The following is a 22,697-nucleotide window of genomic DNA, read 5'->3' as shown; positions in this document are numbered from 1 at the left end:
ATGAAACCACCACGCCTCGCGGCCGGCGCCGCCCTATCCCTGTTGCTGTTGAACGCGTCCGGCGAGCAGTATTACCAGACCAAGACGCCGTATCAACCGCAGCAGGCCAGCGCCAGCTACGAGGCGCCGCCGCAAGGCTACCGCGCGGCCTACACCCAGCTGCTGGCGCGGCACGGGTCGCGCGGCTTGAGCAGCATGAAGACCGACCTGGCGCTGTATAAGCTTTGGCAGCTGGCGGAAAAGGAGAAAGCCCTTACCCCGCTGGGCGCGCAGCTGGGCGACGAGCTTCTGCAAATGATGAAGGCCAACGCCCTGCTGGGCTACGGCGTGCCCGGCATCACCAAGCCCGGCTACGGCAACGAAACCATGCAAGGCGTGACGGAGCACAAGCAGCTGGCCGAACGCATGGTGCACCGCCTGCCGCAGCTGTTCCATGACGCCGTCGCCGCACGGCGCAGCATCCTGCTGGTCACCTCCGGCAAGGACCGCGCCGTGGACAGCGGCGAGTACTTCGCCGGCTCGCTGGTGGCGCAGCAACCCAAGCTGCGGGCGCTGATCGTGCGCCCGCCATCGCTGGCGCCGCGCGCCGAAACGAATCACGACGGCCGCCCCGCAGGCACCGACCGCTTCCTGCTCTACTTCCACAAGCTCGGTAACAAGCAGGATGCGGTGGCAGACAGCGGCGATCCGCTGTACGCCACCTGGCAAGCCAGCCAGGAATACCAGGCCTGGGCCAGGAGCGACGAGCTGCGCGCGCGTGAAGCCGCCATCCTGGCGCAGCCGCAGGTCGCTGCGGCTGCCAAGGCGGTGCTGGAACGCCTGTTCACGCCGGCCTTCGTCGCCGGACTGGATCAGGGCCGCTACCGCGCGGCCAACACAGGCACCTACAGCTACACCAGCGCCGACAAGCGGTTCACCAACAAGCTGACCGGCGACGGCGACACCGAGATCAAATCCGCCATCGACGCGGCGCAGGCGGTGTATGACCTGTACGCGGCGGCAGCCGACATGAAGGCCGAACTGAAGGCCGACTTCACCCGCTACATGCCGGCGCAGCAAGCGGCGGTGTTCGCGGCCACCGAGGACGCCATCGCCTTCTACAGCAAGGGCCCCGGCATCAGCGAAAACGGCGGCGTCAATTACCGCATGGCGCAAACGCTGCTCGACGACTTTTTCAGCGAAGTGGACGCCGTCGCCAAAGGCGACCTGTCGCACGCCGCCAAGCTGCGCTTCGCCCACGCGGAGATCGTCATTCCGATGGCGGCCATCCTCGGCCTGCCCGGCATGTCCGAACCGCTGCCGCGTGCGGCGACATACAGCTACGACAACAGCAACTGGCGCGGCGAAGCCGTGGCGCCGATGGCGGCCAACATCCAGTGGGACGTCTACGCCAATGACCAAGGCCGCACGCTGGTCCGCATGCTGTACAACGAGAAGGAAGCGGACTTCAAACGCGCATGCGATCATGCAAAGATCGCCCCGGCCAGCCACTATTACGACTACGCCAGCCTGCGCGCCTGCTACCTGCCGAATTAGTGCCGGATCAAGCGCATCGGCTCCGGCTTGCGTCCTGACTGTTGTGGCGCTCAAGCGCTTCCAGCAACGCCGGCATATAGGTGCGGCTGGCGCGTAGCAGGCTGCCGTCGCGCAGGCGCAGCAAAGCGTCGCGATTGGTCAGCGAACGCAGTTCGACGACCATGTCGATGCGTACGATCGCCGAACGGTGTACACGTTGAAACTGCAACGGGTCGAGCTGCATGGCCAGCAGATGCAGGGGTTCCCGCACCAGGTGCGTCCTTCCGCCCGCGTGCAGCGTCGCATAGTCGCCGTCCGCTTCGATGCGTTCGACGTCGATAGCCCGCACCAGCACCGTGCGCGTTCCCGTTCGTATCGTAAATGTGCGTGTCCAGGACTCCGGTGCCGGCAAGGTGGCCTCCTCCTTCTGCCGGCGCCAGGGAAAGGCCCTGCGTGCGCGATCCAACGCCTCGTCGAAGCGGTCGTCATCGACGGGCTTGAGCAAATAGTCGAGCGCCGCCAGGTCGAAGGCCTGCAAGGCGAAGCTGTCGTGCGCCGTGACCAGGATCACCATGGGCCGGCTGTCCGCCGGCAGCGCGCGCAGTACTTCAAGGCCGCTGCGGCCGGGCATTTCGACGTCCATGAACACAAGGTCTGGACGCAGCGCGGCCAATCCCTGAGCGGCGGCATCGCCGTCTCCATATTCCGCGGCCAGCTCGAAGCCAGGCCGGCGCGCCAGCCGTGTCTTGAGCGCGAGCCGCGCCAGTGGCTCGTCGTCGACAATCGCGACGCTGATCGGGACGGGCTTCATGCCGCCGCCATCGGCCGCAGCGGCAACGTCAGGCGCACCTGAAAGCTGCACTCGTCGCGCCAATCGGCGTCGAACCGGTGCTCGCCGCCGTACAGGTGGCGCAGCCGCTCGGCCACGTTGGCAAGGCCGATGCCGGCGCCGGTGGTCGCGGTCAATGGAGGCCGGCGGCCATCGTTGAGCAAATCGACCGCCAAGCGGGTACCGCTGCGTTCAACGCGGATATCGAGCCGGCCCGCCGCAGCCAGCGGGGCGATTCCGTGACGGATCGCGTTTTCGACCAGCGGCTGCAGCAGCAGGTAAGGAACCGCCGCGTCAAGCACCTCTGGGCCGGCCGTCATCGTCACCCGCAGCCGCTCGCCGAGCCGCGCCTGTTCGATGCCGAGGTAGGCCTCGATCAGCGCCAGTTCCTCGGCCAGCGCGTGCTCATGGCGGCCGTCGTGCACGAGGGTGGCGCGCAAAAAGTCGGCCACGCGGCTGATCATGCGGGTGGCCTCGCGGTCGGCCCCTGTGGCGACGAGGGCCGATATCGCGTTCAGCGTATTAAAAAGGAAGTGCGGATTCACCTGCAGGCGCAGGGCGCGCAGTTCGGCGTCCCGCGCGTGTGCGAGGGCCTGCGCCAGTTGCAGCTGGCTGCGCTGCAGCGACAGGTAGTAAACCGCGACCGCATGCACTGCACAGAAGGCGATCAGCGCCAACCAGCAGCCATCCAGGCCCCGTAGCAGTTCGGACCAGCGATAGCCGGCCTCCAACCCGAGCGCGATCGCCAGCCACTGCCCCGCCAGCGCATTGGCGATCGACATCGCGTAGCTCGCCGCCAGCAATACCACCGCCGTGAACATCAAGGTACTCTCGCGGCGCCACAGGAGGCGCTGCAATTGCGCCAATGGAGCTATCCACGCCATGCAGGCAACGAAGTACAGGCCGCGGAAGGCGGCCGCGTAGCCATGGCCTAGCGCCGGCAGGCCGAGGATCGCCATGCAGACGGCAACCGGCAGCGCGGCGAGGACAGCGACGAATTGTGGAGCAGGTTCTTTCACGCGCGGTGTCCGGGAAAAGGAGAATCCGGCAATTCTAGCGCGTCAGTCGCCGATCGAATACAGCATTGAACTGATCTTCCAGCCGTCTTCAGTCTGCACCATCTGCCAGCTCTCGCTGCCACGGTTGCTGACCTTTCCATTGGAGACGAAGTCGAAGTTGAAGTACACCGAGGCCACGGCGCCATTCGTATCGATGCGCACATCGTAGAAGCGCTCCTCTACCGGCCCGGTGGAAGTCTGGATGTAGTCCGCGAACTTTTGCCAAGTTGAGCGCATCACCTTGCGCGCCGCCGGGTTCTTCGCCTTGACCGCGTTCCAGGTCGGAGTGTCGAATACCGACAGCCAGCTGTCGTGATCCGGCAGGAACAGGCCACCCAAGGTCTTCCCGTCGTGGGCGACGATGGCGGACTGGAATTGCTGCACCACTTGACGAATGGCCGCTACGTCGGCGTCACGCCCGGTGTCCGCAGCGCGCGCGGGCGCGGCACACCAGGCGGCCATGATGACGGCAAAAATAAAGGAAGGCAGTTTGCGCATGTAAGCTCCAATGTGAGTGAATAAGTCACGATAAGCATCGGCGCCGCGCCGGTCGAGCCATATGCGCCCGGCCGTGCGCAACATGCGGTGAAGCGGTGACGCGACACGGCCGGTTCAGGCGCGGTTGTGGTTAATAGGAAACTATTAAATGTTATAAATGCAATATTCGATTCAATTCGTTACTGAACTTCCTTTTCTATAGTGATAGACTTGGTAGGTCTTTTCATACTATGAGAGGCTTACCCCATGAATCAGATGACCAGGCGGCAGTTCCTTCGGGTGACTGGCGCGACCATCGCGGGTTCGAGCATCGCGCTTCTCGGCTTTGCGCCGGCATCGGCCCTGGCCGAAGTCCGGCAGTACAAGCTGGCGCGCAGCACCGAAACCCGCAACACCTGCCCCTACTGCTCCGTAGGCTGCGGGATTCTCATGTACGGCCTGGGCGACGGCGCCAAGAACGCCAAAGCCAGCATCATTCACATCGAGGGCGACGCCGACCACCCGGTCAACCGCGGCACGCTATGCCCGAAAGGCGCGAGCCTGGTCGATTTCATCCACTCCGAAAACCGCCTGCTGGTGCCCGAGTACCGCGCTCCCGGCGCGACCGAGTGGAGCAAAATCTCCTGGGACGACGCGCTGACCCGCATCGCCAAGTTGATGAAGGCCGATCGCGACGCCAATTTCATCGACAAGACGGCGGACGGCAAGACCGTCAACCGCTGGACCACCACCGGCATGCTGTGCGCGTCGGCGGGGACCAACGAGGTAGGCTACCTTACCCATAAAACCATGCGCAGTCTGGGCATGCTGGCATTCGACAATCAGGCGCGTGTATGACACGGTCCAACGGTGGCAGGTCTTGCCTCGACATTTGGACGTGGTGCGATGACGAATCACTGGGTAGACATCAAGAACGCCGATGTCATCCTGGTCATGGGCGGTAACGCAGCGGAAGCACACCCCTGCGGATTCAAATGGGTCACGGAAGCGAAGGCGCATCGCGGCGCGAAGCTGATCGTGGTCGATCCGCGCTTCACCCGTACCGCTTCGGTGGCGGACTACTACGTCCCTACCCGCACCGGCGCGGACATCGTATTCCTGGGCGGGATCATCAACTACCTGCTCACGAACGACAAGATACAGCACGAGTACGTCCGCAACTACACGGACATGCCCTTCATCGTCCGCGAGGACTTCGCCTTCAACGACGGCCTGTATTCGGGCTGGGACGAAAAGGCGGGCAAGTACACGGACAAGAGCAGCTGGAACTACGAGATGGGCGACGACGGTTTCGCCAAGATCGATCCCACGCTGGAGCACCCGCGCTGCGTGTATCAGCTGATGAAGAAGCACTACGCGCGCTACACGCCGGAGATGGTGGAGAAAGCCTGCGGCGTGCCGCCCGAGAAATTCCACAAGGTCGCCGAGATGCTGGCATCGACCGCCGTTCCGGGCCGCGCCGCCACCATCCTGTATGCGCTGGGCTGGACCCAGCACTCCACCGGCGCGGAAACGCTGCGCACCGGCGCCATGGTGCAGCTCCTGCTGGGGAACATCGGCATCGCCGGCGGGGGCATGAACGCGCTGCGCGGCCACTCCAACATCCAGGGCCTGACGGACCTGGGGCTGCTGACCAATATGCTGCCCGGCTACCTGACGCTGCCCGGCGAGGCGGAGCAGGACTTCGAGGCCTACGCCGCCAAGCGCGCGCTCAAGCCTCTGCGTCCGAATCAGCTCAGCTACTACAGCAACGCCAAGAAGTTCCTGGTCAGCTTCATGAAGTGCTGGTGGGGCGACGCCGCCACGGAGGAGAACAACTACGCCTTCGACTACCTGCCCAAGCTGGACAAGCCATACGACATGATGCAGGCGTTTGAGCTTATGCATCAAGGGAAGATGAACGGCTACATCTGCCAGGGCTTCAACATCCTGGCTTCGGCGCCGGACAAGCAGAAGATCACGGAAGCCTTGTCCAAGCTGAAGTTCCTGGTGGTGATGGACCCGCTCGCGGTGGAGACGGCGGAGTTCTGGCGTCCCTTCGGCGAGTTCCACCAGGTCGATCCGACCAAGATCCAGACCGAGGTGTTCCGCCTGCCCACCACCTGCTTCGCCGAGGAACGCGGCTCGCTGGTGAGCTCCTCGCGCGTGCTGCAATGGCACTGGCAAGGCGCCGACGGACCAGGGCAGACCAAGAGCGATCTGGAGATCATGTCCGGCATCTTCCTGCGCATCAAAAAGATGTACCAGACCGACGGCGGCAAATTCCCCGACCCTATCGTCAACCTCACCTGGCCTTACGCCAAGCCGTTCAGCCCAACGCCGGAGGAACTGGCGATGGAGTACAACGGCAAGGCGCTCAAGGAGCTCACCGATCCCAAGGACCCGACGAAGGTCATCCTGAAGAAGAACGAGCAGGTGGCCGGCTTCGCGCAGCTGCGCGACGACGGCAGCACGGCCTGCGGCTGCTGGATCTTCGCCGGCTGCTGGACCTCGGCCGGCAACCAGATGGGACGGCGCGACAACTCCGACCCGAGCGGCATCGGCCAGACGCTGAACTGGGCCTGGGCCTGGCCGGCCAACCGCCGCATCCTGTACAACCGCGCCTCGTGCGACACCAAGGGCAAGCCGTGGGACCCCACGCGCAAGCTGGTGGGATGGAACGGCACCAACTGGGCCGGCGCCGACATCCCCGACTTCAAGGCAGACGAGCCGCCGGAAAACGGCATGGGGCCATTCATCATGCTGGCCGAGGGCGTGGCCCGCTTCTTCTCGCGCGACGCGATGGCCGAGGGGCCCTTCCCCGAGCACTACGAGCCATTCGAAACGCCGGTCGGCCACAACCCGATGCATCCGACAAACGCGCGCGCCACCAGCAATCCGGTCGGCCGCATGTTCCCGGGCGACCGGGCCAAGCTGGGCAAGGTGGCCGAGTTCCCGCACGTGGCCACCAGCTACCGCCTGACGGAGCACTTCCACTACTGGACCAAGCACGCGCGCCTGAACGCCATTATCCAGCCGGAGCAATTCGTCGAAATCGGCGAGGACCTGGGCAAGGAGATCGGCGTGGCGCATGGGGACCGCGTCAAGGTCAGCTCCAAGCGCGGGCACATCGTGGCCAAGGCCGTGGTGACCAAGCGTATCAAGGCGCTCATCATCGACGGCAAGAAGACCCACCAGGTCGGACTGCCGATCCACTTCGGGTTCAAGGGAGTCACCAAACCGGGCTACCTGATCAACACCCTCACGCCGACGGTTGGTGACGGCAATTCGCAGACACCGGAATTCAAGTCCTTCCTGGTGAAAGTGGAAAAAGCATGACGGCCCGAGGAGAATGACCATGGCACTACAATCCCTTGATATCAAGCGCATGTCGGCGACGACGGTGGAGGAGCCGGTGGCGCGCACGCCCGTCACCGGCACCGTCGCCAAATTGATCGACGTTTCGAAGTGCATAGGCTGCAAGGCCTGCCAGACCGCCTGCATGGAGTGGAACGACCTGCGCGACGACGTCGGCGAGACCACCGGCGTGTACGACAATCCGATCGACCTGTCGCCGCAATCGTGGACCGTGATGCGCTTCTCGGAGCACGAGACCAACGACGGCAACCTGGAATGGCTGATACGCAAAGACGGCTGCATGCACTGCGAGGACCCGGGCTGCCTGAAAGCCTGCCCGGCGCCTGGCGCCATCGTCCAGTACACCAACGGCATCGTCGACTTCCATCAGGAGAACTGCATCGGCTGCGGCTACTGCGTGGCCGGCTGTCCGTTCGACGTGCCGCGCATCTCCAAGAAGGACGACCGCGCCTACAAGTGCACGCTGTGCTCCGACCGCGTGGCGGTGGGCCAGGAACCGGCCTGCGTCAAGACCTGCCCCACCGGCGCCATCGTCTTCGGCACCAAGGAGGACATGAAGGACCACGCGGCGGAACGCATCGAGGACTTGAAGTCGCGCGGCTACGCCAACGCCGGCTTGTACGATCCGGCCGGCGTGGGCGGCACGCACGTGATGTACGTGCTGCACCATGCGGACCAGCCGGGCCTCTACCATGGCCTGAAGGCCAATCCGAGCATCAGCCCCATGGTCGGTCTGTGGAAGGGCCTGACCAAGCCTCTGGCGCTGGCCGGCATCGCCGTCACCGCGCTGGCCGGCTGGTTCCACTACTCGCGGGTCGGGCCGAATGAGGTCAGCAGGGACGAGGAAGCCGAGGCGCTGCATGAAGCCAACCGTATCCGGGAGAGCGAAAAATGAGCACACCTGATCGCGACAAGGACGGCAATCCGCTGATCGAGCGCTATACGCCGAATGAACGCAGCAACCACTGGATCACCGCCATCTGCTTCGTGCTGCTGGCGGTGTCCGGGCTGGCGATGTTCCATCCGGCGACCGCGTGGATGGCGGTGTTCCTGGGCGGCGGCCAGTGGACGCGCGCCCTGCATCCGTTTATCGGGCTGGTGATGTTCGTGTCGTTCGCGCTGCTGGTGGCGCGCTTCTGGCATCACAACAAGTTCGAGCCGGGCGACAAACAGTGGCTGGATCAAATCGGCGACGTGGTCCACAACCGCGAAGACAAGCTGCCCAGGGTGGGCCGCTACAACGCGGGACAGAAGCTGCTGTTCTATGTGCTGATCTTCTGCATGTGCGGCCTGCTGCTGTCGGGCGTGGTGATCTGGCGCGCCTACTTCGCGTTCTACTTCCCCATCGAGGTCGTGCGCTTCGCCGCGCTGCTGCACGCCTTCTGCGCGTTCGTGATCATCTGCTCCATCGTGATCCACGTCTACGCGGGCCTGTGGGTGAAGGGGTCGATAGGCGCCATGGTGCGCGGCACGGTCACCTACGGGTGGGCGCGCAAGCACCACCCGCGCTGGTTTGAGGAGGTCGCGCGCAAATCGCGTGATTGACCCGGCAGTTTAGGATTAGAATAGTTGGAGAGCCGGCGGCTCCGTCGCCGCCGGTCCTCTGGGAGACATCTTGGTACAACGCCTGCTTCAACCCGGCGAGATCGAAGCGCTCGATCACAACGCCATTCCACGCCTGCTGCTGCCGCAACCGCGCAGCCTGTTCACCGCACGCGCCGCCCGCCTGCGCCAGCTTGCCAAAAATGAAATCAAAGGCATCCCCGTCGGCGAAACGCTGCGCGGCTATCTGTTGCTGATGGCCGCCCTGGTCGACGCGCAGGCCGCCGTGGCGCAGTCCTTCCCGTCGGACGCCTTCGCCCTGCCCGACGCCGCCGACATCGACGTCTCGCTCGAACACAATATGCCGCCGCTGCCGGTCAGCGGCACGCGGCCGCCGTCGTGGCGCTCCGTGTTCAGCGCCCTGCTCGATCAACTCGATCCGCTGGCGGAAAGCCAGCCGCAGATCGCCTCCGTGCTCGCCGAGCTGCGCGCGCTCGACAGCGCGGAACTGGAAGGCTGCGCCGACGCCGTGCTGTCCGAGCTGACCGACAGCGTCAATCCGCTGCATGCGCCGTTCGTGGCCGCAGCGCTGCAGATCATGTGGACCATGCGCGCCGGCCAGCTGGACGCGCAGCGCGTGGCGCCGCTGGTGACCAACACGCTGTGCCCAGTGTGCGGCGCGCATCCCGTGGCCAGCGTGATCCGCATCGGCGGACAATCGCAAGGCTACCGCTACCTGCAATGCAGCTGCTGCGCCAGCGAATGGCATATGGTGCGTGTCAAATGCTCGTGCTGCGAACATACCGCGCGCATCGCCTATCAAAGCATCGAGCCGGCCGGCGACGCGCCGGAAACCGCCAACAAGGCCAACGACCCGAGCAAGGTCGCGCGCGCCGAAACCTGCGACGACTGCCGCACCTACCGCAAGATCTTCAACCAGGAGCACGACTACAACGTCGAACCGCTGGCCGACGACCTGGCCAGCCTGGCGCTGGATCTGCTGGTGGGCGAGGCAGGCTACGCCCGCGCCAGCGGCAATCCCCTGTTGTGGTTCAACGCCGTATGAGCGGCGACACCGCGGACGTTGGCGCGGCGGCCGGAGCGATCCGCCTCCCGGCCGTTCACCTGATCCTGTCTGACGCCGCCTGCGCGCCGCTGATCGCCGAATACGGCCGCGCGCAGACGCTGGAAGCGGCCCGCATGCTGCTGGCGGAACTGCGCAGCATGATGCTGGCCAGCCGCCGCGACGGCATGCCAGCCACCGGCGACACCGGCATCCCCGCCCTGCTGGCGATGCTGGCCGAGCGCCTGCGCGAGACCAACCGCTCGCCGCTGCGGCCGGTCTTCAACCTCACCGGCACCGTCCTGCACACCAACCTTGGCCGCGCCCTGCTGCCCGACAGCGCGGTGCAAGCCGTCGCCGAAGCGCTGCGCTGGCCGATGAACCTTGAATGGGACATCGATACCGGCAAGCGCGGAGACCGCGACAACCTGATCGAAGACCTGCTGCTGGAGCTGACCGGCGCCGAGGCGGCCACCATCGTCAACAACAACGCCGCCGCCGTGCTGCTGATGCTGAACACCCTCGCGCAGGGCAAGGAGGTCATCGTCTCGCGCGGCGAGCTGGTGGAAATCGGCGGCGCCTTCCGCATTCCGGACATCATGACCCGCGCCGGCGCCGTGCTGCGCGAAGTGGGCAGCACCAACCGCACGCACCTGAAGGACTACGCCGAAGCAGCCGGCCCGCAGACCGCGCTGATGATGAAGGTCCACTGCAGCAATTACGCCATCACCGGCTTCACCAAGAGCGTGGAACTGCCGGAGCTGGCGCCGCTGTCGAAGAAGCACAACATCCCGCTGGCGGTGGACCTGGGCAGCGGCACGCTGGTCGACCTGGAACAATACGGCCTGCCGCACGAAACCACGGTGCGCGAAACCATCGCCGGCGGCGCGGACCTGGTCACCTTCAGCGGCGACAAGCTGCTGGGCGGCCCGCAGTGCGGCATCATCGTCGGCCGCGCCGACCTGATCGCGCAGATCAAGAAGAATCCCCTCAAGCGCGCACTGCGCGTCGGCAAACTGACGCTGGCCGCGCTGGAGCCGGTGCTCGCGCTGTACCGCGCGCCGGACCTGCTGCCCGAGCGCCTGACCACACTCAGGCTGCTGACCCGACCCGCCGCCGACATGCGCGAACTGGCGCAGACGCTGCTGCCGCCACTGCAAGCGGCGCTGGGCGCAGGCTACGTAGCGAGCTCGGAGCCGATGATGAGCCAGATCGGCAGCGGCGCCCTGCCCGTCGATCAATTGCCCAGCCACGGCCTGGTGGTGCGCGCCGCAGCCGCTGGGCGCATCAGCAACGCGCTGGGCGTGCTGGAACAACGGCTGCGCGCCCTGCCGCTGCCGGTGATCGGCCGTGTGGCGCAGGATGCGCTGTGGCTGGACCTGCGCTGTCTGGACGATCACCAGCGCCAGCGCTTCGCCGACCAACTAGCGCTGCTGGCCGTATGATCGTCGGCACGGCGGGTCATATCGACCACGGCAAGACCACGCTCACGCGCGCGCTCACCGGCGTGGACACGGATAGGTTGAAGGAAGAGAAGGCACGCGGCATCTCGATCGAACTCGGTTACGCCTACGCCCCGCTGGACAACGGCGACATCCTTGGCGTGATCGACGTGCCGGGCCACGAAAAATTCATCCGCACCATGGCCGCGGGCGTGACCGGCATCGACGCCGCGCTGCTGGTGATCGCCGCCGACGACGGCATCATGCCGCAGACGCTGGAGCACCTTGCCATCCTGCGCCTGCTGGGCGTGCGGCGCGGCGCGGTGGCCCTGACCAAGGTAGACCGCGTCGACACGCCGCGCGTGGAGCAGGTGGAGCGCGACGTCCGCGCCCTGCTGGCGCCAACCGACTTCGCCGAAGCGCCTATCTTCCGCACCAACGCCAGCGCGGCCGGCGACGCCGGCGTGCAGGCCTTGCTGCTGCACCTGGCCCAGATGGCGGCATCGCTGCCGGCCAGCGACGAACGGCGCCTGTTCCGGCTTGGCGTGGACCGCGTGTTCACCTTGTCCGGCCAGGGCACCATCGTCACCGGCACCGCGCTGGCGGGCAGCGTCCGCGTCGGCGACGTGCTGCAACTGGCGCCCGGCGGACAACAGGCGCGCGTGCGCAGCATCCACGCGCAGAACCGCAGCGCGGAGACAGGCCGCGCCGGCCAGCGGCTGGCGCTCAACCTGAACGGCGTGGCGAAAGAGGACGTGGAGCGCGGCACGTGGGTCGTCGCCCCGGCGTTGGCCGAATGCTCCAGCCGCATCGACGCCGACCTGACGCTCACGCCCGATTGCGGCCAGACGCTCAAGTCATGGTCGCCGCTGCACGTGCATCTGGGCGCCGCGCACCACACGGCCAACGTCGTGCTGCTGGAGGGCGAATTGCTGGCGCCGGGCCAGACCGCCCGCGTGCAGCTGGTGCTCGACGCGCCGGTGCACGCCGTGCCGGGCGACCGCTTCGTCATCCGCAACGCGCAAGCCACCGTCACCATCGGCGGCGGCATGGTGCTCGATCCCTTCGGCCCGGCGCGCAAGCGGCGCAGCGCGGAGCGCATGGCGTGGCTGCAGGCGCTGGCCGATTTCGTCGCCAGCGGAGACATCGCCTCGCTGCTGGCGCGCAGCCCTCTCGGCTTGCGCAGGTCGGCGTTGATGCGGCTGTCGCAGCTGCCGGCCGATCGGATCGCGCTGCCGCCGGACACCATCGAAGTCGCCCTGCAAGGCGGCGACGCGCTGCTGCTCGCCGCCGGCGAAGTGCAGGCGCTGGAAGCGCGCATCCTCGGCGGCCTGGCCGAATTCCATGCGCGCGCGCCGGACGAAGCGGGCCCCGAACTGTGGCGCCTCAAGCGCATCGTCGCGCCGGAGATGGAGGATCGCTTGTGGAGCCGCCTGGCCGAAACGCTGATCGTCGCCGGGCAGGTGAAACAGCGCGGCCGCAGCCTGCACCTGCCCGGCCACAGCGTCGAACTAAGCGCGAAGGAGCAGGCGCTGGCCACGCCGCTGCTGGCCGCGCTGCGCGACGGCGCGTTCGATCCGCCGTGGGTGCGCGACCTGTCGCGCGATCATCGCATGCCGGAGGCGGAGGTGCGCCGCCTGCTGCTCAAGCTCTCGAAGACGGGTGAAATCAGCCAGCTGGTGCCGGACCTGTTCTACCATCCGAAGCGGCTGGCCGAACTGGCGGCGCTGGTGGCGGCGCTGCCCGAAGTGCAGGCGTCGGCGTTCCGCGACGCGACCGGGCTGGGTCGCAAGCGGGCCATACAGATATTGGAGTTCTTCGATCGCGTCGGCTATACTCGGCGCGTAGGCAACATCCACTTGATACGGCCGAACGCAGTCTGGTCGTACAGTGGCGAGTAGTCCCACGGAAGGCATACTCATCCGGTGATGGGGCCGGGCTTCAAACCCGGTGGGGGGCGTCGGACGCTCCCCTGTAAGTTCGACTCCTACTGCCTTCCGCCATTCACCACATCGGCCACCATATCGACGGCGGCTGCGAAGCTGGCCGGGTCCTCCTCCAGCAGCGACCAGAGACGATTGTGTTCGGCGCCCTGCACGATGTGCAGCCGGCTCGATTGCGCGTTCGCCGCCGCGGCCACCAGGCGTTCCGGGATCTCCCGCGGGATCGTGGCGTCGTGTTCGGCGGCGATCACCAGCAGGCGGCCCTCGAAGCGCGACAGGATGTCCCAGGCGTCGCTGTCGGCCCAGCTGCGCTCGCGCCGTATCACGGCCGAAAACCCGGGGCCGAACTGCACTTCATACGCCGACGGCGTGTACACGCCGGGCACGATCAGCACCAGCGCATCGACACGATGGCTCTGCGTCATGCGGACGGCGTTGTAGGCGCCCATGCTGGCGGCGATGATCGCCATCGGCTCCGGCAGGCCGCGCGCCGCGGCCACCGCCTGCGCCTGGCGCGTGCGGCTGGCCACCGACGATTGCGCCAGCGCGCCGCCGGTGTCGCCGTGGCCGACGCAGTCGAAGCAGGTGCTGCCGACGCCGCGCTGCTGCAGGGCGCCGCGCAGCAGATGGTGTCCGCGCCGGGTGCTGGCGCCCGCGCCGTGCAGGTACAGCACGCGGTTGCTGGCGGCGCCGAGGTAGTGGTCGCCCTTGAGCACATGGCCGTCATGGGCCACATCGAAATCCACGATCATTTGCCCGCCTCTTCCGCCAGGCGCAGAGTGAGCTTGTCGCGCGATTGCTTGACGTAGGCTTTGCAGCCCTCGCCGCCGTCCAGGAAGGCGTTCGGCTTGCCGCTGTTGAGCTTATCCCAGGTGCCGGAGAATTCAGGATGCGCGGCGATGATGACGTCGCACGAGGCCCGTTCCAGCGCCGCATAGCTTTGTTCATATTGCTGCACCACCTCCGGGTGCGCGCTGAACTTGTAGCCGTCGCTGGAAATCGGGTTGAGGCTGTCGGCGAACACGATGCTGGCGCAGCGGTCTTGCGCGCAGGAGCGCCACGTCCAGCTGGTGCCGCCCGCGGTGTGGCCCGGCGTGTAGATGGCGGCCACCGTCAGCGGCCCGAGTTTGACGGTTTCGCCGTCGCGCACCGTGCGCGGCTTGACCACCCTGGCAAACGGTGTGTTGCCCTCGAACTGGGGATCGTCCCCGGCCATGCGGCCGCGCTCGAGTGCGGCGGCCGTCAGCGGACTGGCCACCACCGCCGCCCCCGTCATGCGCTGCAGTTCGGCGATGCCGCCCGCATGGTCGAAGTGATCGTGCGAGCTCAAGATCAGCTTGACGTCCCGCACGCGGAAACCCAGCTTGCGGATGCTGGCGGCGATGCGCTGCGGCGAATCGGGATAGCCGCCGTCGATCAGGATATGGCCTTGGGGCGACGTCACCAGCACGGAGCTGAGACTGCTTACGCCGACGTAATAGCTGTTGCCGTAAATCTGAAACGGTTCGACCGGCTGGTTCCAGTTGTCATCGGCGGCCCGGGCATCGGCAAAGACGGCGAGGCCGCAAAGCGCTGCGGCCAGCAAGGGTTTGATCATGGGGCGGGATATGGCAAAGTTGATAAAGAAGGAATATTGTACATCCGCACACCCCGTCATGGTGATGGTGGTGGCCGGTAGAGACTGGCACAATACCGTGTCGCCACTCAACGGAACCGCCCATGAACCATCCAGCACTCCGCGCCGCCATCGCCTGCCTGGCCGCAGCCACCTTCGCGGCCCATGCGGCCGATTCCCCAACCGGCGCCGCCGAAAAACTTTACCAGGCCAACTGCGCCGCCTGCCACGGCGTCAAGATGGAGGGCGGCGTCGGCCCGTCGCTGGGCGATCACGCCTGGCTGCACGGCGCGCCGACCAGGGCCAATCTCATCAAGATCATCGGCAAGGGCGTGCCGGAAAAGGACATGCCGGCCTGGTCCCCCGCCCTGAACGCAAGCCAGATCGCGCTGCTGGCCGAGCTGATCGCCGCCAACGCCGCCAAGCCGGCCGCTGCGCTGACGCCCGAAGCCAAAGCGCAGCAGACCGTGCCCGACCTGGCCGGCTTCAAGCTGCCCAAGGGCTTCCACATCGGCGTCTACGCCAACCAGGTCGCCGCCGCGCGCAGCATGGCGGTGTCGGACAGCGGCATCGTCTATGTCGGCTCGCGCAAGGCCGGCAAGGTGTACGCGCTGGTGCCGCGCGCCGACCGGCAGACTGCCGAGGTCGTCACCGTGGCGGAAGGCCTGGAAAACCCGATCGGCGTGACCCTGCTCAACGGCGCGCTGTACGTGGGCGAAATCAGCCGCGTGATCCGCTTCGACAATATCGACCAGCGCTATGCGCGCAAGCCGTCCTACGAGGTGGTCAAGGTCAGCCTGCCGAACGACAAATGGCACGGCGAGAAGGTGATCAAGGCCGGGCCGGACGGCAAGCTGTACATCCCGGTCGGCGCGCCGTGCAATGTGTGCGACGTCGAGGATACCAAGAGCGCGAAGATCTACCGCATGAACGCCGACGGCAGCCAGCTGGAGGAATATGCGCGCGGCGTGCGCAACACGGTGGGCTTCGCCTTCCATCCGGTCACCAAGGTGCTGTGGTTCACCGATAACGGCCGCGACGAGATGGGCGACAACACGCCGTCGTGCGAGCTGAACGTGGCGTCCAAGGCCGGCATGCATTTCGGCTTCCCCTACTGCCACGGCGGCGTGGTGCCGGACCCGGTGTTCGCCAAGGGCCGCAGCTGCGAGGAGTTCGAGCCGCCGGTCGCCAAGCTGGGGCCGCACGTGGCGCCCTTGGGCTTGACCTTCTACACCGGCAAGCAGTTCCCCGAGGCGTACCGCAACAATGTCTACATCGCCGAACATGGCTCGTGGAACCGCTCGACCAAGAGCGGCTACAGCGTGCGCCTGATTACGCTGTACAACAGCAAGGTGGTCACCGACACCGCCTTCATCGACGGCTTCCTGCGCGGCGAGGAAGTGGTGGGCCGGCCGGTGGACGTGGCCACGCTGCCGGACGGCTCGATGATCGTCTCGGACGACTACGGCGGACGCGTGTACCGCGTCACCTACGACGGGAAATAATCCGGTGCCAGTATCCGCCCAAAGTCCCACTCCCGGACTTTGGGCAGGCCAATCAAATTTGTCTCGCGGCCGGCAAGATCGACCGCATCGTCCCATACTTCCTGATCCCATTCGGGATCTTCCAGCAGACGCCGTAAACTTGGCATCTGCTTCAGCAGCTTGTCGATCTTGGCGCGCTGGTTGCGTATGGTGTTCTTCCAGCTGGCGCCGCGCCGATCCGACTGGTATTTCCACTTCAGCAGATGAGCCATCAATATCGACAGGCGATGCGCCAGTTGATGGCGGTGGCTGATATTCATATCCTCGATTTCTTGGGCAATATGCTCGATATCCAGCAAGCCCCATTGACCTGCGCGCAGCAACGCCACTTGCTCCAGCGCCCATGCCGCCACGTCGTCGTCGTAAGTCGTAGTCATGGCTATAAGACCCTCCACAGCTTGAAAAGTTCAGATCAAATGGCAGATGGACCTGGGCGTCGGCGACGTTTTCGCGATCGAGCAATTCCCAGGCGCAGCAAGGCCGCCTGCCGTTCGGACCAGGCAATGATGTCGTCATCGTATAGAGTGCCCATGATCCGGTTGGACCGGGCGCGGCGCAGAAAGTTCGGGGCGAAAAAAAACCGCCCTGTGTGCATGCAATGGCCAAGGCCATCGCATCGCCACAGGGCGGTTTTTCGTCAGACGGGTCTGAGATTACTGTGCAGCGGCGGCAGCGGCTTCTTCAGCAGCGGCTTTCATCGACAGTTTCAGGCGGCCGCGGTCGTCGGTTTCCAGAACCTTGACGCGCACTGCCTGGCCTTCTTTCAGGTAGTCGGCAACGGCGTTGACGCGCTCGTTGGCGATCTGCGAGATGTGCAGCAGGCCATCCTTGCCCGGCATGACCTGAACGATCGCGCCGAAGTCCAGCAGCTTCAATACCACGCCGTCGTAGGTCTTGCCCACTTCGACCGAAGCGGTCAGTTCTTCGATGCGGCGCTTGGCTTCCTGGCCGGCGGCTGCGTCGACGGATGCGATGGTGACCACGCCTTCGTCGCTGATGTCGATCTGGGTGCCGGTCTCTTCGGTCAGCGCGCGGATCACGGCGCCGCCCTTGCCGATCACGTCACGGATCTTCTCAGGGTTGATCTTGATGGTGATCAGGCGCGGTGCGAAGTCCGACAGCTCGGTCTTCACGTGCGGCATGGCTTTTTGCATTTCGCCCAGGATGTGCTCGCGGCCTTCCTTGGCTTGCGCCAGCGCCACTTGCATGATTTCCTTGGTGATGCCCATGATCTTGATGTCCATCTGCAGCGCGGTGATACCGTTGCGGGTACCGGCGACCTTGAAGTCCATGTCGCCCAGGTGATCTTCATCGCCCAGGATGTCCGACAGCACGGCGAACTTGCCGCCTTCCTTGATCAGGCCCATCGCGATACCGGCGACGTGCTCTTTCATTGGAACGCCGGCGTCCATCAGCGCCAGGCAGCCGCCGCAGACCGAAGCCATCGACGACGAACCGTTCGATTCGGTGATTTCCGACACCAGGCGCACCGAGTAGCTGAACTCTTCCGGTGCCGGCAGCGCGGCGATCAGCGCGCGCTTGGCCAGACGGCCGTGGCCGATTTCGCGGCGCTTGGGCGTGCCGACGCGGCCGGTTTCGCCGGTGGCGAACGGTGGCATGTTGTAGTGCAGCATGAAGGAGTCGGTGAACTCGCCCATCAGCGCGTCGATCTTCTGGCTGTCGCGTGCGGTGCCCAGGGTGGCAACCACCAGCGCCTGCGTTTCGCCGCGGGTGAACAGCGCCGAACCGTGGGTGCGTGGCAGCACCGAGGTGCGGATCGAGATCGGACGCACGGTGCGGGTGTCGCGGCCGTCGATGCGTGGCTCGCCGTCCAGGATCTGGGTGCGGACGATCTTGGCTTCCATGTCGAACAGGATGTTGTTCACTTCGGCTGCGTCGACCGGCGCGGCGCCGGCGGCGGCAGCTTCGGCGGACAGGTCGGCCAGCACTTCGCTGGTGGCGGCCTTCAGCTTGGCGGTACGCTCCTGCTTGTCCTTGGTCTGGTAGGCTTCGTTGATCTTGCCGGCGGCGAAATGCGCCACGCGGGCGATCAGCGCTTCGTTCTTCGCTGGCGGGACCCATTCAACTTCCGGCTTGCCGCCGTCGCGCACCAGGTCGTGGATCGCGTCGATGACCGCTTTCATCTGGGTGTGGCCGAACACCACGGCGCCCAGCATGACTTCTTCGGACAGCTGCTGCGCTTCCGATTCCACCATCAGCACGGCGGTTTCGGTACCGGCGACCACCAGATCCATCTGCGAGGTCTTCAGTTGTTCAACGGTAGGGTTCAGGATGTACTGGCCGTTGGCGTAGCCGACGCGCGCTGCGCCGACCGGGCCGTTGAACGGCACGCCCGACACGCACAGGGCGGCCGATGCGCCGATCATGGCGGCGATGTCCGGATCGATTTCCGGGTTGACCGACAGCACGTGAATGATCACTTGCACTTCGTTCAGATAGCCTTCCGGGAACAGAGGACGGATCGGACGGTCGATCAGGCGGGATGTCAGTGTTTCTTTTTCCGAAGGACGACCTTCACGCTTGAAGAAACCGCCCGGGATCTTACCGGCAGCATAGGTTTTCTCAACGTAGTCGACGGTCAGCGGGAAGAAGTCCTGGCCTGGCTTGGCGTCTTTGCGCGCCACGACAGTGGCCAGCACCACGGTATCTTCAATCGACACCATGACTGCGCCGGAGGCCTGGCGAGCGATTTCGCCGGTTTCCAGCGTCACGGTGTGTTGACCGTACTGGAAGGTTTTCGTAACTTTATTAAACATGGGTAATCCCTTTCTATTTGCCGACAGATTTTCAGGGGCTGTCGTTCACCTCACCACAGACGGCATAGTTGCCGTCTTTACTGCAACTGCTAAAACCCAGGAATTCCATGTCGCACTGCCAAGACGCTATTCCGCTTGGCAATTTTCCCGGCAAAAATGACAAAATGCCCGCGTCAGCAAACTGGCGCAGGCATTTCGATTAAGCCGGATGACGCAAAAATTACTTACGCAGACCCAGTTTAGCGATCAGATCGCGGTAACGGGTAGCATCTTTGCCCTTCAGGTAGGACAGCAGGCTCTTACGACGGTTAACCATCATGATCAGACCACGACGCGAGTGGTGATCCTTGCTGTGTGCCTTGAAGTGGCCGTTCAATTCGTTGATGCGTGCGGTCAGCAGCGCAACTTGAACTTCTGGGGAGCCGGTGTCTTTTTGACCACGGGCGTTGTCCGCGATAATGGCGGCTTTGTTGATGTTTTCTACGGTCATGATATTTACCTTTAACATGCGGTGCGCGGAGTCTGAACCCTGCCCACCGTGAACTTCAAAAAAAACTGATCCGAAGACCAGACCCGGAAGTATAGCGGAAAAACTCCCACATGTATCCTGTGTTGGCTACAATTGTTCCATCTTTCCGGTCCAACAGAGGGGTTTGCGATGAAAAAACTGATATTTGTGGCAATATTGCCAGCCGTGCTGAGCGCTTGCGCCAGCCTCAACACCCCTCCGCTGGCGGCCGGCGAACCCGCCGAGGCCGTTAAGGCCAAGCTGGGCCAGCCCACCGCGACTTACGCCAACGGCGCCGACACGATGCTTGAATACGCGGGCGGCCCGTTCGGCCAGTACACCCGCATGGCGCGCATTGGCCCGGACGGCAAGCTGATCTCCTTCGAACAGGTGCTCAGCAGCGAGAAGTTCGCCACCATCAAACCGCACAAGGATAACAAGCAAACCGTGCTGAGCACCTTCGGCCGCCCGGCCCAGCAAGTGCATTACGCCAGCGTGGACGGCGATGTGTGGGTTTATCGCTACAAGGAGCAAAACGTGTGGGACTCGGTGATGCATGTGGAATTCGACCGCAACGGCATCGTCCAGGCCATGGTCAACGGGCCGGACCCGGAACGCGAATCGCGCCGCGCGCGCTGAGCAGGAACGGCCTGACCGCTGACGTCAGGCGCCGTTTTTGAGCCATGCGGCCAGCGCGGCCTTGCCGCTGGCCGGCACCTCCAGCGCGCGCGTGTCGTCGCCGCGGCGCAGCCAGCCGCGTTCGACGAAGTTGTCGAGCAAGGCCACCGCCAGCGGCCCGGCGAAATGGTCGCGCCGTTCGGACCAGTCGACGCAACCGTACAGCTGACGCTGGGCCGGCGCCGCTTCGGACAACTGGATGCCCAGCTTGCGCATCTGCTGCTGGCCCGACGGCGTGAGCGGATACTCGTGGCCGTCGCCCTCTCCCGCCAGCACCCAGCCGTTGTCGACAAAGCAGCGGCACAGCTCCACGCCCAGCACGCCGGCCAGATGGCCGTAGCAGCTGCGCGCATGACGCAGGCCGCGCATGGCCGGCGCCTGCCAGCGCGTGGCCTCGGGCAGCGCGCCGTCTGCCACGCGCAGCAAGGCCTCCAGCGCATGGGCGACGTTGCCGTCGACGAGCATGTAGTAGCGGTGGCGTCCCTGCGGACGCACGCGCGCCAGCCCTTCATCCACCAGCAGCTTCAAGTGTTGAGACGCGGTAGGCGCCGATACGCCGGCGTGCTGCGCCAGATCGGTGGCGGTGTAGCAGCGGCCATCGAGCAGGCGCGACAGCATCAGCGCGCGGGTCGGGTCGCCGATGGCTGCTGCCACGCGGGCGAAGCGCGGTTGCGGCGTGCTCATCGCGCGGCAACCGGCGGATGGAATGGCGGCGCCTGGTCGCGCTCCATCAAACCGTAATCGCGGATCACGCTGGCCACGCGCAGGCGGTAGTCGTCGAACACGCCGGCACGGCCCGCACGCTGCGCCTCGCGATGCTGCTCCTGCTCGCGCCAGGCGCGCACCGCCTGCTCATCGCGCCAGAACGACAACGACAGTAATTTGCCCGGCGACTTCAGGCTTTCAAACCGTTCGATGGAAATGAAACCGTCGATTTTTTCCAGCATGGGCGCCAGTTGGGCGGCCCGGTCGAGGTACTCGGCGTAGCCTTCGGTGCTGGGGATGACTTCGAATATCACGGCGATCATGCGGCTCTCCTGTGCAAGAAATCATTGGCGGCATTGTAAAGCAACCCGCGCAACGTCAAACCGACAAGATAGCTGTTTGAAGCGGCGTATGCTTCGGGCCGGCAGGCATAGTCTTCCGGATATTCGCGGCACATCGACGCGCCCCTGGAAAAATCGGGGCGCCCACCGATGCTGACCAGCGCGGTAAAGCCGCCGGCGGAAAATCCGAACATGCCGATGCGCGCAGGATCGATCGCGGCGTGGCCGTCCCAGCTTGTCAGCATATGGTCGATCACCCGGCTCATTTGCCTGGGGCGATCGATGATGAGCAGGCTGCGGCTCTGGTCGAGATAGTTGTCGCCAGTGTGCGTGACCGCCGCGACGACATAGCCCGCGTCCGCCAGCGCGATGGCCGTGTCCTAGTGTCCGATGAACGAGCCTCCCGTGCCGTGCGACATGACCACCAGCGGCAAGGCGCGCCCCTCCACCGCGCCGTTGAGCGCGACCGACATCGTCGTCAATCCCACCGGCATGGGCTGCGGCCTTGCCTTGCTCGGATACCAGATGCCGATCTCCAGCGGCTTGCCATCGGGGTCGGCGGCAAAGCCGTGTTGGAATCCGGCAGCCTGCACGCAGGCGGTGGCAAGTGTCATCGCCACTGACAACACCGTCAATATCAAGTTCCTCATGGATGGGACTGCTCCTGTTCGAATGGACGCTGCCCGTCTTGTTGCAACGGGTTGGTCATGATGGAACAGGCATATCGGGGCCGACAGTCAAGTGTGTCACGAGATGGCGCTGACATTTGTCATGCCGCGCCATCTCCAAAGCGCACTTCAACGGCTGATGGCGCTCACGAGTTGATGCGCGCGCTTGGTCGATTGCTCGTCCGTCGCGGGCAGATGCAGCCCGAACGACAGAACCTTCGCCGGCAGCTTGCCGGACGTGAGGTTCAATTCGTAGAACACCGGCTGTCCATCGCTGGCGGTGGACGCGTAGCGGAGTTGCACAAACTTCTGCGCCACTTGCTTATGCGCCGGCACTTCCAGCTTGATGCTGTTCCCGTCCGGCAGCGTCGCGACAGGATGCATGGTCGCAAAACCTCCAAGGCTGTCATCGGCGCGCTTCAAGATGCGCTCGGCGTCTTGTGCGGCCTCCGGCGCGAACATGGCCGCGGCCTGCTGGAAGCGCTGATGCTGCAGCGCGTCCACAAACTGGCCGGCGACCGTGCCCGGGCTGACGTCGCCGTTGGAGGCGGCATGGGAAACGGCCGCAGTGCAGAGCGCAAGCGCGGCCAGGCTGATAACTTTGAATTTCATGT

General features: G+C 65.2%; 22 protein-coding genes and 1 tRNA gene. 10 read left to right on the top strand and 13 right to left on the bottom strand.

Annotation, left to right across the window (positions count from 1 at the left end):
• Window positions 1-1,536 carry a histidine-type phosphatase gene (locus AC07WS_RS23340; RefSeq protein ID WP_494731373.1) on the top strand — a complete coding sequence of 512 codons (1,536 nt, stop codon included), beginning with the start codon at window positions 1-3 and terminating at the stop codon, window positions 1,534-1,536.
• Window positions 1,537-1,543: 7 nt separating this feature from the next.
• On the opposite strand, the gene AC07WS_RS23335 is transcribed toward AC07WS_RS23340, so the two are convergent.
• The 3 genes from AC07WS_RS23335 to AC07WS_RS23325 are packed head-to-tail and all read right to left on the bottom strand — an operon-like array spanning window position 1,544 to window position 3,900.
• Window positions 1,544-2,326 (bottom strand): LytR/AlgR family response regulator transcription factor, encoded by a 783-nt coding sequence (locus AC07WS_RS23335; RefSeq protein ID WP_494731372.1) that lies wholly within the window; start codon window positions 2,324-2,326, stop codon window positions 1,544-1,546.
• Window positions 2,323-3,363 (bottom strand): sensor histidine kinase, encoded by a 1,041-nt coding sequence (locus tag AC07WS_RS23330; RefSeq protein WP_494731371.1) that lies wholly within the window; start codon window positions 3,361-3,363, stop codon window positions 2,323-2,325. Before AC07WS_RS23330 ends, AC07WS_RS23335 begins: the two co-directional genes overlap by 4 nt.
• Window positions 3,364-3,405: 42 nt before the next feature.
• Window positions 3,406-3,900 carry a nuclear transport factor 2 family protein gene (locus tag AC07WS_RS23325; protein WP_494731370.1) on the bottom strand — a complete coding sequence of 165 codons (495 nt, stop codon included), beginning with the start codon at window positions 3,898-3,900 and terminating at the stop codon, window positions 3,406-3,408.
• A 246-nt stretch (window positions 3,901-4,146) separates the two neighbouring features.
• Here AC07WS_RS23325 and fdnG point away from each other — a divergent pair, with 246 nt between their 5' ends.
• The 7 genes from fdnG to AC07WS_RS23290 all read left to right on the top strand — a co-directional run bounded on the left by fdnG (window position 4,147) and on the right by AC07WS_RS23290 (window position 13,307).
• Window positions 4,147-7,218 (top strand): formate dehydrogenase-N subunit alpha, encoded by a 3,072-nt coding sequence (gene fdnG / locus AC07WS_RS23320; protein ID WP_494731369.1) that lies wholly within the window; start codon window positions 4,147-4,149, stop codon window positions 7,216-7,218.
• A 19-nt stretch (window positions 7,219-7,237) separates the two neighbouring features.
• Complete coding sequence (gene fdxH, locus AC07WS_RS23315; RefSeq protein WP_494731368.1) at window positions 7,238-8,152, top strand: formate dehydrogenase subunit beta; 915 nt, start codon at window positions 7,238-7,240, stop codon at window positions 8,150-8,152.
• Entirely contained in the window at window positions 8,149-8,802 is a 654-nt protein-coding gene (locus AC07WS_RS23310) for a formate dehydrogenase subunit gamma (RefSeq protein WP_494731367.1), read from the top strand. The genes fdxH and AC07WS_RS23310 overlap by 4 nt, the downstream gene beginning before the upstream one ends.
• Window positions 8,803-8,872: 70 nt before the next feature.
• Window positions 8,873-9,865, top strand: a complete 993-nt coding sequence (fdhE, locus tag AC07WS_RS23305) for a formate dehydrogenase accessory protein FdhE (RefSeq protein WP_494731366.1) — start codon at window positions 8,873-8,875, stop codon at window positions 9,863-9,865.
• Entirely contained in the window at window positions 9,862-11,307 is a 1,446-nt protein-coding gene (gene selA, locus AC07WS_RS23300; RefSeq protein ID WP_494731365.1) for an L-seryl-tRNA(Sec) selenium transferase, read from the top strand. Before fdhE ends, selA begins: the two co-directional genes overlap by 4 nt.
• Entirely contained in the window at window positions 11,304-13,205 is a 1,902-nt protein-coding gene (gene selB / locus AC07WS_RS23295) for a selenocysteine-specific translation elongation factor (protein ID WP_494731364.1), read from the top strand. Before selA ends, selB begins: the two co-directional genes overlap by 4 nt.
• Before the next feature lie 6 nt (window positions 13,206-13,211).
• A tRNA-Sec gene (locus AC07WS_RS23290) sits at window positions 13,212-13,307 on the top strand.
• Here AC07WS_RS23290 and AC07WS_RS23285 read toward each other — a convergent pair.
• Together AC07WS_RS23285 and bla are read right to left on the bottom strand one after the other, a co-directional pair.
• Entirely contained in the window at window positions 13,292-13,999 is a 708-nt protein-coding gene (locus AC07WS_RS23285; RefSeq protein ID WP_494731363.1) for an alpha/beta fold hydrolase, read from the bottom strand. The two genes, AC07WS_RS23290 and AC07WS_RS23285, sit on opposite strands and share 16 nt — an antisense overlap.
• Complete coding sequence (gene bla / locus AC07WS_RS23280; protein ID WP_494731362.1) at window positions 13,996-14,844, bottom strand: subclass B3 metallo-beta-lactamase; 849 nt, start codon at window positions 14,842-14,844, stop codon at window positions 13,996-13,998. Before bla ends, AC07WS_RS23285 begins: the two co-directional genes overlap by 4 nt.
• Window positions 14,845-14,966: 122 nt before the next feature.
• On the opposite strand from bla, the gene AC07WS_RS23275 reads away from it, so the two are divergent.
• A complete protein-coding gene (locus AC07WS_RS23275) occupies window positions 14,967-16,367 on the top strand; it encodes a PQQ-dependent sugar dehydrogenase (RefSeq protein WP_494731361.1) in 1,401 nt (466 codons plus the stop codon).
• On the opposite strand, the gene AC07WS_RS23270 is transcribed toward AC07WS_RS23275, so the two are convergent.
• From AC07WS_RS23270 to rpsO, 3 genes are all read right to left on the bottom strand, one after another.
• Complete coding sequence (locus AC07WS_RS23270; protein WP_494731360.1) at window positions 16,352-16,783, bottom strand: DUF29 domain-containing protein; 432 nt, start codon at window positions 16,781-16,783, stop codon at window positions 16,352-16,354. The two genes, AC07WS_RS23275 and AC07WS_RS23270, sit on opposite strands and share 16 nt — an antisense overlap.
• Before the next feature lie 276 nt (window positions 16,784-17,059).
• Window positions 17,060-19,183: a polyribonucleotide nucleotidyltransferase gene (gene pnp / locus AC07WS_RS23265; RefSeq protein ID WP_176361962.1), complete on the bottom strand. Its 2,124-nt coding sequence runs from the start codon at window positions 19,181-19,183 to the stop codon at window positions 17,060-17,062.
• A gap of 220 nt (window positions 19,184-19,403) precedes the next feature.
• Window positions 19,404-19,673, bottom strand: coding sequence for a 30S ribosomal protein S15 (gene rpsO, locus AC07WS_RS23260; protein ID WP_008450438.1), 270 nt, complete (start codon window positions 19,671-19,673; stop codon window positions 19,404-19,406).
• Window positions 19,674-19,841: 168 nt separating this feature from the next.
• Here rpsO and AC07WS_RS23255 point away from each other — a divergent pair, with 168 nt between their 5' ends.
• Complete coding sequence (locus AC07WS_RS23255; RefSeq protein ID WP_494731359.1) at window positions 19,842-20,330, top strand: hypothetical protein; 489 nt, start codon at window positions 19,842-19,844, stop codon at window positions 20,328-20,330.
• Between the two features lie 24 nt (window positions 20,331-20,354).
• On the opposite strand, the gene AC07WS_RS23250 is transcribed toward AC07WS_RS23255, so the two are convergent.
• The 5 genes from AC07WS_RS23250 to AC07WS_RS23230 all read right to left on the bottom strand — a co-directional run bounded on the left by AC07WS_RS23250 (window position 20,355) and on the right by AC07WS_RS23230 (window position 22,695).
• Window positions 20,355-21,053, bottom strand: a complete 699-nt coding sequence (locus AC07WS_RS23250) for an ArsR/SmtB family transcription factor (protein ID WP_494731358.1) — start codon at window positions 21,051-21,053, stop codon at window positions 20,355-20,357.
• On the bottom strand, window positions 21,050-21,397 hold the full coding sequence (locus tag AC07WS_RS23245) for an antibiotic biosynthesis monooxygenase family protein (RefSeq protein ID WP_494731357.1): 348 nt from the start codon (window positions 21,395-21,397) through the stop codon (window positions 21,050-21,052). The genes AC07WS_RS23250 and AC07WS_RS23245 overlap by 4 nt, the downstream gene beginning before the upstream one ends.
• Window positions 21,394-21,681: a hypothetical protein gene (locus AC07WS_RS23240; RefSeq protein ID WP_494731356.1), complete on the bottom strand. Its 288-nt coding sequence runs from the start codon at window positions 21,679-21,681 to the stop codon at window positions 21,394-21,396. Before AC07WS_RS23240 ends, AC07WS_RS23245 begins: the two co-directional genes overlap by 4 nt.
• A 114-nt stretch (window positions 21,682-21,795) precedes the next feature.
• Entirely contained in the window at window positions 21,796-22,065 is a 270-nt protein-coding gene (locus AC07WS_RS23235; protein WP_494731355.1) for a hypothetical protein, read from the bottom strand.
• A 147-nt stretch (window positions 22,066-22,212) separates the two neighbouring features.
• Window positions 22,213-22,695 (bottom strand): hypothetical protein, encoded by a 483-nt coding sequence (locus AC07WS_RS23230; RefSeq protein WP_494731354.1) that lies wholly within the window; start codon window positions 22,693-22,695, stop codon window positions 22,213-22,215.
• Window positions 22,696-22,697: the final 2 nt, after the last annotated feature.

Source organism: Duganella sp. GW821-FHT01E12, assembly GCF_059422325.1.
The sequence above is the reverse complement of the archived record's forward strand: the minus strand, read 5'-3'. Positions and strand labels throughout refer to the sequence as shown.

Bases quoted from the DNA above. Each gene is read 5' to 3' on its own strand.
- AC07WS_RS23235 (WP_494731355.1), bottom strand. From the start codon at position 22,065: ATGAGGAACTTGATATTGACGGTGTTGTCAGTGGCGATGACACTTGCC.
- AC07WS_RS23285 (WP_494731363.1), bottom strand. From the start codon at position 13,999: ATGATCGTGGATTTCGATGTGGCCCATGACGGCCATGTGCTCAAGGGC.
- AC07WS_RS23255 (WP_494731359.1), top strand. From the start codon at position 19,842: ATGAAAAAACTGATATTTGTGGCAATATTGCCAGCCGTGCTGAGCGCT.
- fdxH (WP_494731368.1), top strand. From the start codon at position 7,238: ATGGCACTACAATCCCTTGATATCAAGCGCATGTCGGCGACGACGGTG.
- AC07WS_RS23245 (WP_494731357.1), bottom strand. From the start codon at position 21,397: ATGATCGCCGTGATATTCGAAGTCATCCCCAGCACCGAAGGCTACGCC.
- AC07WS_RS23275 (WP_494731361.1), top strand. From the start codon at position 14,967: ATGAACCATCCAGCACTCCGCGCCGCCATCGCCTGCCTGGCCGCAGCC.
- AC07WS_RS23340 (WP_494731373.1), top strand. From the start codon at position 1: ATGAAACCACCACGCCTCGCGGCCGGCGCCGCCCTATCCCTGTTGCTG.
- selA (WP_494731365.1), top strand. From the start codon at position 9,862: ATGAGCGGCGACACCGCGGACGTTGGCGCGGCGGCCGGAGCGATCCGC.
- rpsO (WP_008450438.1), bottom strand. From the start codon at position 19,673: ATGACCGTAGAAAACATCAACAAAGCCGCCATTATCGCGGACAACGCC.
- AC07WS_RS23270 (WP_494731360.1), bottom strand. From the start codon at position 16,783: ATGACTACGACTTACGACGACGACGTGGCGGCATGGGCGCTGGAGCAA.
- bla (WP_494731362.1), bottom strand. From the start codon at position 14,844: ATGATCAAACCCTTGCTGGCCGCAGCGCTTTGCGGCCTCGCCGTCTTT.
- AC07WS_RS23335 (WP_494731372.1), bottom strand. From the start codon at position 2,326: ATGAAGCCCGTCCCGATCAGCGTCGCGATTGTCGACGACGAGCCACTG.
- AC07WS_RS23310 (WP_494731367.1), top strand. From the start codon at position 8,149: ATGAGCACACCTGATCGCGACAAGGACGGCAATCCGCTGATCGAGCGC.
- selB (WP_494731364.1), top strand. From the start codon at position 11,304: ATGATCGTCGGCACGGCGGGTCATATCGACCACGGCAAGACCACGCTC.
- AC07WS_RS23325 (WP_494731370.1), bottom strand. From the start codon at position 3,900: ATGCGCAAACTGCCTTCCTTTATTTTTGCCGTCATCATGGCCGCCTGG.
- AC07WS_RS23250 (WP_494731358.1), bottom strand. From the start codon at position 21,053: ATGAGCACGCCGCAACCGCGCTTCGCCCGCGTGGCAGCAGCCATCGGC.
- AC07WS_RS23240 (WP_494731356.1), bottom strand. From the start codon at position 21,681: ATGAGCCGGGTGATCGACCATATGCTGACAAGCTGGGACGGCCACGCC.
- pnp (WP_176361962.1), bottom strand. From the start codon at position 19,183: ATGTTTAATAAAGTTACGAAAACCTTCCAGTACGGTCAACACACCGTG.
- AC07WS_RS23230 (WP_494731354.1), bottom strand. From the start codon at position 22,695: ATGAAATTCAAAGTTATCAGCCTGGCCGCGCTTGCGCTCTGCACTGCG.